Genomic DNA, 12,302 nt, shown 5'->3' on the forward strand with positions numbered 1-12,302 from the left:
GCCTCACAGCTCGCCTTGGAGCTGCGCGTACTCCTCGGCCGTCGCCTCGTCCACCGCCTCGTAGGCCCCGGCAGTCTCGCGCAGCGCCTGAGCGAGGAGTTCGAGGTTCTCCTGCGCCATCTCGACGAGCCCCTTCTGGTCGGACTGGCGCTCGGCGAGGATCGGGGGCAGGAACTGGCAGATGATGCCGTAGGCCTCGTCGTCCTGCTCCACTGAGTCCATTGCGGACATTACAGCGCCGAAACGCTCTCGGAGTGCGTCGATATGGAAGGCGTGCGTGACGAGGTCATCGGTCACGACGTCGAAGTGATCGCCCATGTCGGATCCATTCCGATTGGAGGCCAACGGATACCGTCGGCTCTTAGTCGGTTACATCTCCGGACTATAGGTGTCATTCGGTCGCAACGGGGTTCACGTGCGTAACGCATGAGAACCAATGGGCAGCAATGACATCGATGTGACGAAATTGACGGCAAACGACTGCCTCGCCTCCACGGCTGCCGACACTTCGGCACCGACCCCACCGCATCACGGCCGAACTCCTCGGCCGACCAGGCAAATGTTGAAATTTGGCCCAAAATTTCGCTAGTCTCCGTTCCACCTTCAGAACGGAGCCCCCGCATGACCGCACCGGACGAACTCGCCTACTACGCCGAACCCGGCCCGCTCACCGGCGGCGGCCCGGAGCTGACGACCCTCCCCGCCGAGGTCCCGGCTCTCCTGACAGCGATCCAAGGACTCCTGACCCACGAACCCGGCCACCCGGACCGCCCCACCGGCCACCTCCGCAGCACCACTGAAATCCTCGCCCACCTCGAACCCACCGGCCCGCTCACCCAAGCGCGCCAACCGGACCAGCGCCTCATCGGCTGCTGCCGCCACTTCACGCTGCTCCCGGTCGCGGCCCTTCGCGCTCACGGCATCCCCGCCCGCGCCCGCTGCGGCTTCGCCGCCTACTTCCAACCCGGCTGGCACATCGACCACTGGGTGGTCGAATACTGGAACGCCGAATCCGAACGCTGGCACCTGGCAGACGCCCAACTCGACCCCGCCCTCAGCACCCGCCTCGGCATCGACTTCGACCCGGCCAACGTCCCCAGAACGGAATTCTCCGTCGCCGGAGACACCTGGCTCCGCTCCCGCGCAGGCGAACTCGACCCCGCCCACTGCGGCTTCCCCGGCGACGACACCCACGGCCTCTGGTGGATCGCAGGAAACCTCATCCGCGACACCGCCGCCCTCACCAAGATGGAGCTCCTCCCGTGGGACATCTGGGGAGGCATGCCCTCCCCCTCCGACCCCATCACCGAAGACCTCGCCACCCTCCTTGACGAACTCGCGGCAATCACCACAAACCCCGAAACCGCTGCCGAGGCCAGAACCCACTACCTCGAACCAGCCCTCCAAGTCCCCGCCGAGGTCTACAACTTCATCCGCGAAGCCCGGGAACCGGTCATCACCGAGGCATCTCGGGCGATCCGACGCTAGCCGCGCTCAGGCCGCCCCGGGGTACTCGGGCCACTTTCCCGGGTTCAGCTGATACGCGACGAGCGCATTGGCATGGCCGTGCCCCAACCCATGCTCGGCCTTGAGCCAGTCCACCAGCGGCTTGTGCCCGCTGACACCGCTGTTCTCGATCTCCTTGAGCCACTCGCCGATCGTGCGCCCGTAGGTCTTCTCGATCGAAGGAAAGTAAGCGGTCGGTCCCTTTGCCTGCTCGGCCATGACGCATCTCCTCTTGATGTCTCGCCCCTGGGGCTCCAGTGGCATCCGTATAGACGAGGCGACTCCTGAGAATTCATCGCCTACGACCGGTGTCTCCTCGCCTAGTTGACCCCCGGACGCTGTTTGCGGAATTTGAGGAGCCAGAGGAGGTCTATCGGGAGGTTGAGGAGGACGGCCGTGACTACGCCGGGGGCGTAGCCGCCGTTGAGGATTGCTGCGGGGATGTGGGGGATTGCGACGTTGATGAGCATGACCGTGGCCAGGAGGGTCACGGGCCAGGTCTTGTTGATGCGGATCGCGAAGAGGATCAGGGCGAGGCCGATGAGGGTTACGACGGCGGTCGCGATCTGGAAGGCGGCGGCGGAGGGCCAGGGGATGGGGAGGTCGGGCGGGAGGTCGTTGAAGAAGGCGGGGGCGGTCAGGGCCTCTTCGAGGTTGTGCACCGCGAACGCCCCGAACACCGCCCACGCCCACCGCTTTTGCATGGGTCCAAGATTAGCGAGCGGAGCGCAAGGGCCCGGCGAAGTCGGAGGCGCCTGGCCCCTCGACACACCGTGCGGTTGTGACCTGATCGGGGGAAATAGCCGTATCGTCCGGCGGGTGACCAGTTCAATCGACCGGTTGGTCGAGCGTGCGCTCGGGACGGCAGGTGCCGTCAGTGTCGCGGGTATTCACGAGTGGGGGCAATTCCACAACTCGCGATTGGCCCGGCATGTGCTCGCGCGGCTTGCGTGTCCGGATGATCCGGATGCGTGTTTCCGGTTGGGGGACAAGGGGCTGGAACGCGCTGCACTGAATCTGGAGGCCGTCTGCGCGCTCGGGGCGACCGTCGGGCTCAAAGCGCGGTCTGCGGAGGAGCGTGCGACGGCGCTTCGGCTGTTCGATCTGGCCGAGCGGCGGCTCGGGGGACGGATGCCTGCCGAGTACCAGGAGCTGCATGTCCTGACGACGTATCTCAGCGGGCGGCGCGGGCGGGTCAAGTCGCTCTTGCGGACCTACTCGGGACTATCGGGCCACTTCGCCGGGGCGTTGCATTGCCAGGACGCCCATCCGAGCAGTGGTGGGAACACTGAGGCGTTCTTGCAGCGGCTCAAGGTGTTCGCCCGTTGGCCCGAGCTCATCCTTGACGGCGGGGAGCTCTCTATCGACCGCCTCCGGACCACCGCGGTTGCCGCCATTGAGGATGGTCCGCTCGTTTCTGTGGTCATGACCTGCTTCGAACCCGACGAGAAGCTGCTGTCCGCGGTCAGGTCGGTCGTCGCGCAGTCATGGCAGCAATGGGAGCTGCTGCTCGTCGACGACGGCTCCGGCCCGGAGTACCAGGACGTGCTGCTGGAGGCCGCCGGGCTCGACCCGCGGGTCAGGCTCATGATCCAGCCCGAGAACGCCGGGACCTACCAGGCCCGCAACCGCGCCATGGCGCTCGCCGAAGGCCAGTTCATCACCGGCCTCGATTCCGACGACTGGGCCCACCCGCGCCGCCTCGAACTCCAGGTGCAGCCGCTGATCGACCGCTCCGAACTGGTCATGGTGGAATCGCTCAGCATCGCCGTCCACAGTGACCTGTCGCTCGTCATCGACCCCCAGACCGCGGTCGTCGCCGCGAGGTCGACGCCGATCATGGTCCGCGCCCGCGCCGTGCTCCAGCGCGTCGGGTTCTACGACGAGGTCCGGCGCACCGCCGACTCCGAATACCGCTTCCGCATCAGGACTGCGTTCGGCAAGCGGCGGACCATGCGCCTGCGGGAACGCCCCCTGACGCTCGTCCGCCACGCCGACGACACCCTGTCGGCCGGCGAGGTCTCGCGGCACTGGATGTCCGCCAGCCGGTTCGCCTACCACTCCGGGTTCACCAGGTGGCACCGGAAAATCGCCAAGGACGAGGCCTCGCCCCACCTGGCGTCGATGGCCCGGCCCCGCCCCTTCCCCATCGCCGCCGACATCACCCGGAGCAAGGGCCAGAGCCTCGCGATCACCTACGACCGCATCTACGCCGCCGACTGGAGCGTCCTCGACAAGCGCCGCCGCCGCATGCTCGACGACGCCGCCCGCCGGGCCGCCCGCGGCGGTGCGGTCGGCCTCTTCCACTGCCCCGACTGGGAACGCGTCGACGGCGACCGGGCCCTGGTCCACGAGTCGGTCCTGGAGGCGGCCGCCGAGCACGGTCTCGACTTCGTCGACCTCGACGAGCGGCACACCTCGCCCGTGGCCGTGCCGACTGCCGCCTACGCCGAACTCCTCCGCTTCGAGCACCCCGGACTCGACGCCGGCCGTGTGCACGTCCAGTCCGCCGAGCCCGCGCCTGACGTCCCGCCGCTCCCCGCGGTCGAGCTTGGACCGGGACCGAACCGCAAGCGGCGCTTGCTTAAAGCGTTCAGGTCGGTGCCCCGCGGGCTTCGCAGGTCCGTCCGGCGGCCGCTGCGCGTTGCGGCTGCGGTCGTCGTTCTGGTTGCGATTGCCTTGGCCGCCACCGGCATCGTGCCGCCCTTGGCCGCGGCTGCGGGCGTTCTGTGCCTGCTCGCGGCGGCCGTCCACTGCAGGCTCCGGTATGCGCTCGACCGCGAGCGCGTGAACGCCGTGACTCCGAAGCCTGCCAAGCCCGTCCGCACCGGCCGCTTCCCGGAATCGAAGCGCCTCATGCTGGAGCAGTGGGAGACCCGGCTCCGCAACGGCTGGTCCGTCTCGGCCGGAGCCGTCCTGACCGAGATCGCCGAGTCCGACTCGGGCCACCACGAAAGCCGGGTGCGGGCCCTCGCGGCCCTGTGCGCCCACCGGGCCGACCGCGCCCGGCGGACGCCGAGGAAGCTCGACCTCGACATCGTCATCGTGTCCACATTGAACCTCCGTGGCGGCACGTCCTCCGCCAATGCGGCCGAGATCCTCGCCTACCGGTCCGCCGGGCTCACCGTCGGGCTCGTGCACCATCCCGTGAAGGACCGCGCCATGGGCCGGCCCGTCGACCCGCGGTTGCAGGACTTGATCGACGGCGAGCGCGTCGTCCGGATCGAGCCCGGGGACGCCGTCCGCTGCGACCTCGCGATCGTGCGGTTCCCGGTGGCGCTGGCCGAGCTCATGGAGGATCTGCCGCGGATCGAGGCGGCGCGGACCGTGCTGCTGGTGAACCAGACCCCGTTCGAGGAGTACGGCCTCGCGGGCGGGTACGGGACCGCTTGGAGCGTCCGCGACGTGCACCGCAACGTCACCGACTGGCTCGGCCCCCACACCTGGTACCCGATCGGTCCGACCGTGCGGGATGTCCTTCATGGACATCATGCCGAAGAGATCAAGGGCATCGACCTCGCCGACGAGCTCTGGTACGAGACCATCGACGCCGCGGACTGGACGCCCGCCGAGCCGCGGGTCCGCGCCGAGGGCGAGCCGTTCCGGATCGGGCGCCACAGCCGCGACCACGTCACGAAGTTCCCCAATATGGCCGGGCGGTTCCGCGCCGCCTACCCGGACGCCGAGGACGTCGAGGTGCACCTGCTCGGCGGACTCGGGGCAGTCCAGCGCCTCCTCGGGGCGGTTCCGCCGCGGTGGACCGCGCACGAGTTCGGGTCGATGTCCGCAGTGGACTTCCTTGCGAGCGTCGACGCCTACTCCTACTTCATCGACGAGAACCTGGTGGAGGCCTTCGGAAGGGCGCCGCTCGAAGCCATGGCCGCGGGCGTGCCGTGCATCCTGCCACCGGGCTTCGCCGAGCTGTTCGGCGACGGCGCCCTGTACTGCGAACCTGACGGCGTCGCGGCCCTGGTGCGGCGTCTCGCCGACGACCCCGCCTTCCGCGCCGAGCGCGCCGCCGCCGGTCTGCGCACCGTCCAGGAGCGGTTCTCCTCGGAGGCGCTGCTGCGCAGGGTCAGCGGACTCGGCGCTGTCATCCCCAGTGGACAATTGAGCCTTGGAGGCGTCCGATGATCGCCCAGATCGCGACGGCCGCCGCCGCCCTGGCCTTCCTCGTCCTCGCCGGGCTCGCCTGCCGCGCCGCGGTCCGGATCAGGCACCTGCGCAAGGACACTGAAGCCCGGCAGGCCACGGCCCTGCTGCTCCACCGGCTCGCCCGCCGCCCCACAAACGGCACTGCCGACGCACAGCGGTTGCGCCGCATCGAGGAAGCCCTCGCCGGAGGCTTCCCCGACTCTGCGGTCGAAGCGGCCCGGACAGTCGCCTCCACCGGCTCCATCCCCGTTGCCGAGCGGCTCTCACTGCTGCGCAAGGTCGCCCGCTGGCAGGACGCAGACGAGCAGGCCCCCGCGCGGATCGGCCGCGTGCAGTTCGACATCGTCGTCGTCTCCCACTTCGGCCTCCCCGGCGGCACCACCTCCGCGAACGAGGCCGAGATCAAGATCTGGCACGAGCAGGGCCTCACGGTCGGCCTGCTCCACCACCCCGTCTACGACTGGGGCCCGAACGCGCCGGTCCACCCGCGCATCCGGGCGCTCGTCGACGCGGGCGCAGCGCGCCTCATCGGCGATGAAGCCGAGGTCGAGTGCGGGCTCGCGCTCGTGCGCCTGCCGATCGTCATGATGCGGCCGCTCGAACGGCGCCCCGCGATCCGGGCCGGGCGCACTGCGGTCCTGGTCAACCAGACGCCGTTCAAGTACTACGGCGAGACCGGGCCGCGCGAGGCCGCCTGGGACGTCGCCACCGTCGCCCGCAACGTCGAGGAGTGGCTCGGCCGCCCCGTCTGGTACGCGGGCGGGCCGTGCGTCCTCGCGGCGCTGCGCGAGCACCACGCCGAGGAGACCGTCGGCCTTGACCTCGCCGATGAGCCGTGGAACGAGGTCATCGCGGTCGACGACTGGCGCCTTCCCGGCCGCCGCGAGCCCGACTGCCGCGTCCGCATCGGCCGCCACTCCCGCGACCACGAGTTGAAATGGCCCCGGGACCCCGAGGTCCTGCTCGCCTGCCACCCCGACCGGGACCCGTTCGAGATCCACGTCCTCGGCGGCGCCGACATACCGGCTCGGACCCTCGACGGGCTGCCCGCCAACTGGACCGTCCACGAGTTCAACGCCGTCGGCGTCCGGGAGTTCCTCGCGGGGATCGACGTCTTCGCGTACTTCATCGCCGACGACGGCCTTGAGGCGTTCGGGCGCGCGCCGCTCGAAGCGATGGCCGCCGGGGTGCCCGTGATCATGGACCCGCGGTTCGCCCCCACGTTCGGGCCCGCGGCCCTCTACTGCGAACCGGGCGAGGTCGCCGCCGTCGCCGAGCGCCTCGCCGCCGACCCCGCCGCGTACGCCGCCCAGCGGTCGGCCGCCTGGGACCACCTCGAACGGCACTTCTCCGCGCGGGCGCTCATGGAACGCGTGTCACGCTGCGCCCCTTCGGCACAGCCGCGGCAGCGGACCGCGCCGTCAAGCGATCGTCATCGTGTTCCAGCCGGAGTCGATGACCGGGGATGACCCGTAGCCGCCGAGCCCGTCGCCCTTGAACAGGTAGAGCAGGTTCGCGGCGGGCTCGCGGCCGAGCCAGTCCGCGTGGCCGTCGCCGTCGAAGTCACCGACCGCGGCCGCCGACTCCATGACGTCCCAGCCGCAGTCGAACAGCACCCGCGGTGCGAACCCCGAGGTCGCGGGCCCAGCATAGAAGTACATGCACTCGTCGGCGGTGCTCACGCCGACGACATCGGCCAGGCCGTCCTCGTTCATGTCCCCGACCGCGGTCAGCTCCCGCACCTGGTCGAAGCCCGACCCGATGGCCGACTGGACACCGTGCGAACCCGTCCCGGTGCCCGGGTACAGCCAGAGGGTCCCCGTCCCGGCCTCGGAGGCGATGAAGTCGGTCTTGCCGTCGCCGGTGTAGTCGTGCCCGGAGACGATGGCGCTCATGGCGTTCCAGCCGCGGCCGATCCGCACGGCGGCGTCGAAGCCGCTCCCGTTGCCCGGGTAGAAGTACAGGGCGCCCGTGGACGCCACCCGGCCGAGGAGGTCGGCGTGGCCGTCCCCGTCGAGGTCACCGGCGGTCTCGATGAGGTTCATGCCGTTCCAGTTCTGGCCGACCTGGGAGCGGGGGAGGAAGCCGCCCGCGCCGTCGCCGGGCCACAGCTCCAGGGCCCCGGTCTGGTCCCGGCGCGCGATCACGTCGTCGAAGCCGTCCCCGTCGTAGTCGTAGTTCCCGGCGGTCGTCTGCTCGGCCGTCTGCGCCTGGGCCGCAACCGGGACGGTGAGGAACGCGATTGCCGCGGCCAGCGCGGCGGCGAGGCGCAACGCCCGGGCGAAGCAGCTGTCAGCCATGATTCCTCCGCGGCAGTGGCCGAGTACACGGAACGTGATCGTCCACATTCAATGATAGTCGCGGGCGCGTTCCAGCGGATTCCCGCTAAAGGGGGGAAAATCCGCGAAATCGGGTTACGCTCCGGTGCGTGCTCGTGCGAGCCCGCGCCTCAAGCCGCCGAACGGGAAAGGAGCGCCATGGCATTCGCCTTCCTGCGCCGGCACCGACTCGCCCTCCTCGCCGCCGTCGCGCCGCTCGCGGCCCTGCTCGTCGTCACCGCGCCCGCGCTCGTCCAGGGCGCCGAGGAACAGACCGACGACAACCCGAACTTCCGCCGCGTCGCCCTCACCAGCCCCGGCGCGACCCTCGACATCCTCGGCCAGCCCGAACCGCTCGGCACCGGCGCCTTCGCCGGCGAGGTCGACCTCGCCCGCCAGCCCGGAGAGGAGGCCATGACCACCGCGAACCTCGTGCTCGCGATGTCCGGCGAACCGAGCACCTCCTTCGGCGACGTCGCCGTCACCATCCGCCACGACAGCCTCGCCGACTACCGGTACAACCCCGACACGCCCTCGATCGTCTTCAGCACCGGCCTCGAATTCGAGGCCGAGCGGGCCCCGACCATCGGCGTCCGCGGCCAGCACGTCTTCCTCTACACCGGCGCGCTCCGGCTGCTGCCGACCGAGACCGTCGAACCGACCGTGTTCCCGCCCGAAGGCCAGACCTTCCGGCTCCCGAGCCCCGTCCTGCTCTGGGAAGGCGCGCAAGGCGTCACGAGTTCCGAGCCCATCGGCATGCTGACCGCCTTCGAAGTCACCGTCACCCATCCCGCCTAGCTCCGAAGGGACCGCAGCCATGAGCACGACGCCGCGCCGACGCCTGGCGGTGGTCGCCTCCGGCGTCCTGACCGCGCTCATCGCCGGCATCCCCTCCTTCGCCGAAGAGGCACCCGCCGGCCCCGTGCTCGAATTCGCCGCCGCCACGTGCAGCGCCGCAGGCGAACTGGAGGTCGAGTTCACGCTGACCGGACCGGTCGATGCGGCCTCCACCGTGACCGCCGTCGGCGTCCAGGTCGCCTCCCAACCGGAACCGCTCCCCGCAGCCGCGCTGGCGGGCACCCTCCGGCCCGGCGCCGAACTGCCCGATGCGGGCGCGCTGTCGGGCGCGGCGATCGTGCCGCCGCGCGGCGGGCCCGTCGTGTTCACGGCCGAACTCGCCTCTCCCGCAGGCGAATCGACCGAGCTGCGGACCGAGACCGTCCTGGAGCCCTGCGAGCCGGTCGTCCCGAACGAGGAGCTCGAAGTCCCCGGCCGGGTCTGGGGGCCCTACGGCGGCAAGCGGACCATCCCGACGCACGTCTCGCCGACCGGCGGCCAGACGACGCACCCGAGCGTCGTGCGCATCCCCGGCGGCTGGAACGGCTTCGAGTACTGGATGGCGCACACGCCTTATCCCGGAAGCAACTCCGGCTACGAGGACCCGAACATCGTGGCCTCCCACGACGGCGTCACCTGGGTCGTCCCGCCCGGCCTGACCAACCCCATCGACGACCAGCCGGGCCTGCCCGGGCCGTACAACTCCGACACCGACCTGACGATGGGCCCGGGGAACACGATGTACGTGTTCTGGCGGGTCGTGATCCCCGACGCGACGCAGGAGCGCATCAAATACGCGAGCTCGACCGACGGCGTCCACTGGTCGGCCCCGGGCGAGGCCTTCCGGAACTCGATGAGCGTGCGCCGGCCGCTGTCCCCGGCGTTCCTGTACGAGGACGGCCGATGGACCATGTGGACGGTCAACATCACCCGCTCCCCCAACCGGATCGAGTACGCCGTCGGCGGCGCCACCCCGACGCGCGCCCTCTGGGGCCCGCCGGTCGCCGTCGAGGTCGGCACCATGCAGAAGGACAAGGAGCCCTGGCACCTGTCGATGACCAAGGACGGCGACGAGTACATCGGCCTCCTCAACGACACCGTCATCGGCTCCACCGGCCGCGACGGCGACCTCCTCTTCCTCGCCGGGGAGACGCCGACCGCGTTCCTCAACTCCGCCAAGTCGACCGTGCCGCGCACCAAGCCCTTCCAGCACGACCACCTGTACCGCGCCACCATGCTCGTCGGCACCGAGTACGGCAAGCCCGGCTACCGCATGTGGTACTCGGCCCGCATGGCCCTCAACCCGGACGTGTGGAACGTCCAGGACACCTTCCTCCACGGAGCCGACGTCCACGGCGCGCCCTGACCGAAGCCGAAGGGGCCGAGCGCATTCGTGTTCGGCCCCTTCGGCCTGCGTCAGTCCCGGAAGGCCGACCGCACCAGCGCTCCGAGCTCCACGGTCAAGTCCTCGACGGACACGCCGCCCGGCCCGAAGTGCTTGTCATCGAACCCGTTCCCGCCCGGGATGTCTCGACTTTCGATCGTCAACCGCAGGTTGCTCTCCGACGCGATGCACTCGTACCGCGAGGTGTCGAGGTCGGTGTCCACCTGGCGGCAGAGGCCGTGCTCCCAGCCGTCGAGCTTCTCGGCATCCGCATACCAGTCCTCCGAGCCGAGTCCCAGGCCCTCCTCGATCGACGGGTCGAATTCGCCGTAGGCGCGATCGCCGTCGACGTCGATCGTCACGGACAGCCGCTGCCCGCCGCCGCCCTCGGCGCGCCAGGTCCATTCGCACTCGTATCGAAGCGAGGACCCCTGGTCGGCGAGTTCGGGCCGAGCTTCCCCGGCCCCTTCCCATTCGAGCAATTCGGAGGCGGTGCTCCCGCCGCCGAAACACGATTCGAACCAGGCAGCAGGCACGGCGGGGTCGTATTCGAGGCGCAGGCGCATCAGCCACGGCATCAGGGCGACGGCGAAAGCGAGGACTGCCACGACGATCGCCGCGATCACCTTGCGCCGCCTCGACCAGGGCGCCCACTTCCCTTTGGGGGCAGCGGGACTAGAAGCTGGATTCATGGTGGAAGGATTCCGTGTCCACGTCTCCCGCACCAGGAGGTGCGGGAATCTCGATCTGGCGCATGGTCCATTCGCTGCGAAGTGCGTCGATCGCGTCGTAGATCTCCTGGTCGGCGGTGTTGACGGCCTCCTCGACCTCGACCAGGTTGGCGTCGAGCGCGTCGATGAACTCCTCCAGGCTCTTCGCCGACATCTCCTTCTCGACCTGCTGGATGCTGTACACGCCCGAGGCCAGGGCCCCGGCGCCCCCTCCGATCGCCGATGCCAGTGCCGCCGCGCCCGCGGCGGCCGCCAGGCCGAATCCCATGGTGGCGAGGCCGATCACCGTGACTCCCACCGCCACGGTCAGCGCCGACTGGGCCGCCCAGTACCCCTCGATGAGGCTCTGCGCGAGCTCGATCGCGCCCTTCATCTGGCTGCGGAGGGCCCCGCCCGCGGCCGTCACCATCTCGTCGAGGGACATGCACGCGTTGATAGCCGAGGCGAGGAGCTCGGCTTGACGGGCCTGCGCCGGGGCGTATCCCGAGAAGTACTCCTCGAACGCCTCGGCGGCGTCTCCATACCAGTTCCCGATCTTGCCCAGTATGTTTCCGGGTGCGCCTTCTAGGTCGACCAGGTCCACGGCGATCGCTTCAAGCGTCCCCTGAGCGGAGCGGAAGGGCTCAGGGGCGATGCCGACGATGCGCCTGCACCGGTCGGGGAGGTTGCCGAGGAAGTCCAGGCCCCCGTCGGGGTACTGCTCGTCGACCTGGCGGAGCGCTCCCTCGTAGTAGATCGGGAAGCTCGGGCCGCCGGTCAGCGACGCGGCTGCGGTGATTACATTCCATTCGACCACGGCGACTTCGAGGGCCAGCAGCTCCCTGATCTTGGGGGCCAGGTCGGAGAGGTCGCTCTCCAGCTGGTCGAGCGTGTATCGGTCTGCCACGGTGTGCGGGCTCCTTCTGAATGCGGAGTTCAGTCCTTCGGGACGGGTTGACTGCGGCCCTCGGACTCCGGGTACACCGGGTCGCGGGGCGGCGGAGGCGTCTGGCCGGTGGGGAAGTCCTCGGACCGGTAGGAGTCGAAGTCGGTGCGGGTCGCATCGTCGGTGTCGGCGTAGTTCTCCGTGACGTCGATCAGCGTGGCTGCGGCGGACTCGATGTTCTCGCTGCTCCGCGCGAACGCGTACTGCACATCGTCCCGGAGGGAGACCAGCGCCGAACCGGAGCGGAGCGCGCTCTGGCCGCGTGCGACCGTGCCGGCGACCGGCGCGGGGTTCAGGTTGCAGGAGCCGGTCTCGTCGACCTGCGAGGAGAATCCGCTGTACAGCGATGCGAGGGGACGCAGGTCGTTCTGGGCCACTTCGTAGAGCTCGTAGAGGTCGGCGGCGAACTGGCCGCCTTCGCCGGGGGAGTCGGGCATGCGGAGGCT

At 69.9% G+C, this 12,302-nt stretch carries 13 protein-coding genes; 5 read left to right on the forward strand and 8 right to left on the reverse strand.

Annotated features, from left to right (window positions below):
* Window positions 1-3 precede the first annotated feature (3 nt).
* A complete protein-coding gene (locus tag DI269_RS07765; protein WP_112134524.1) occupies window positions 4-318 on the reverse strand; it encodes a type VII secretion target in 315 nt (104 codons plus the stop codon).
* 303 nt (window positions 319-621) lie between these two features.
* On the opposite strand from DI269_RS07765, the gene DI269_RS07770 reads away from it, so the two are divergent.
* Entirely contained in the window at window positions 622-1,488 is an 867-nt protein-coding gene (locus tag DI269_RS07770; RefSeq protein ID WP_112134525.1) for a transglutaminase domain-containing protein, read from the forward strand.
* A gap of 6 nt (window positions 1,489-1,494) precedes the next feature.
* Here the strand turns inward: DI269_RS07770 and DI269_RS07775 are convergent, their stop codons facing one another.
* From DI269_RS07775 to DI269_RS27680, 3 genes are all read right to left on the reverse strand, one after another.
* Window positions 1,495-1,725 (reverse strand): DUF4287 domain-containing protein, encoded by a 231-nt coding sequence (locus tag DI269_RS07775; protein ID WP_112134526.1) that lies wholly within the window; start codon window positions 1,723-1,725, stop codon window positions 1,495-1,497.
* 101 nt (window positions 1,726-1,826) lie between these two features.
* Entirely contained in the window at window positions 1,827-2,210 is a 384-nt protein-coding gene (locus DI269_RS07780; protein ID WP_112134577.1) for an HXXEE domain-containing protein, read from the reverse strand.
* Window positions 2,211-2,334: 124 nt separating this feature from the next.
* A complete protein-coding gene (locus DI269_RS27680; RefSeq protein ID WP_198667241.1) occupies window positions 2,335-2,664 on the reverse strand; it encodes a hypothetical protein in 330 nt (109 codons plus the stop codon).
* A 267-nt stretch (window positions 2,665-2,931) separates the two neighbouring features.
* Here DI269_RS27680 and DI269_RS07785 point away from each other — a divergent pair, with 267 nt between their 5' ends.
* Both DI269_RS07785 and DI269_RS07790 read left to right on the forward strand, forming a co-directional pair.
* Window positions 2,932-5,640, forward strand: coding sequence for a glycosyltransferase (locus tag DI269_RS07785; RefSeq protein WP_198667242.1), 2,709 nt, complete (start codon window positions 2,932-2,934; stop codon window positions 5,638-5,640).
* Entirely contained in the window at window positions 5,637-7,130 is a 1,494-nt protein-coding gene (locus DI269_RS07790) for a glycosyltransferase (protein WP_112134528.1), read from the forward strand. The genes DI269_RS07785 and DI269_RS07790 overlap by 4 nt, the downstream gene beginning before the upstream one ends.
* On the opposite strand, the gene DI269_RS07795 is transcribed toward DI269_RS07790, so the two are convergent.
* A complete protein-coding gene (locus DI269_RS07795; protein ID WP_198667243.1) occupies window positions 7,083-7,961 on the reverse strand; it encodes an FG-GAP repeat domain-containing protein in 879 nt (292 codons plus the stop codon). The two genes, DI269_RS07790 and DI269_RS07795, sit on opposite strands and share 48 nt — an antisense overlap.
* 177 nt (window positions 7,962-8,138) lie before the next feature.
* Between DI269_RS07795 and DI269_RS07800 the strand changes: the two genes are divergently transcribed.
* Both DI269_RS07800 and DI269_RS07805 read left to right on the forward strand, forming a co-directional pair.
* Entirely contained in the window at window positions 8,139-8,777 is a 639-nt protein-coding gene (locus DI269_RS07800) for a hypothetical protein (RefSeq protein ID WP_112134530.1), read from the forward strand.
* A 19-nt stretch (window positions 8,778-8,796) separates the two neighbouring features.
* The gene (locus DI269_RS07805) at window positions 8,797-10,182 is read left to right on the forward strand and encodes a hypothetical protein (protein WP_157974830.1); all 1,386 of its coding nucleotides are present in this window, start codon (window positions 8,797-8,799) and stop codon (window positions 10,180-10,182) included.
* A gap of 50 nt (window positions 10,183-10,232) precedes the next feature.
* Here DI269_RS07805 and DI269_RS07810 read toward each other — a convergent pair whose 3' ends face one another.
* The 3 genes from DI269_RS07810 to DI269_RS07820 all read right to left on the reverse strand — a co-directional run bounded on the left by DI269_RS07810 (window position 10,233) and on the right by DI269_RS07820 (window position 12,293).
* Complete coding sequence (locus tag DI269_RS07810; RefSeq protein WP_157974831.1) at window positions 10,233-10,808, reverse strand: hypothetical protein; 576 nt, start codon at window positions 10,806-10,808, stop codon at window positions 10,233-10,235.
* 67 nt (window positions 10,809-10,875) lie between these two features.
* Window positions 10,876-11,817 (reverse strand): hypothetical protein, encoded by a 942-nt coding sequence (locus DI269_RS07815; protein WP_112134533.1) that lies wholly within the window; start codon window positions 11,815-11,817, stop codon window positions 10,876-10,878.
* Window positions 11,818-11,846: 29 nt separating this feature from the next.
* Entirely contained in the window at window positions 11,847-12,293 is a 447-nt protein-coding gene (locus DI269_RS07820) for a hypothetical protein (protein ID WP_112134534.1), read from the reverse strand.
* Window positions 12,294-12,302 lie beyond the last annotated feature (9 nt).

This window comes from Glycomyces dulcitolivorans (genome assembly GCF_003265355.1).
Classification (GTDB): domain Bacteria; phylum Actinomycetota; class Actinomycetes; order Mycobacteriales; family Micromonosporaceae; genus Glycomyces; species Glycomyces dulcitolivorans.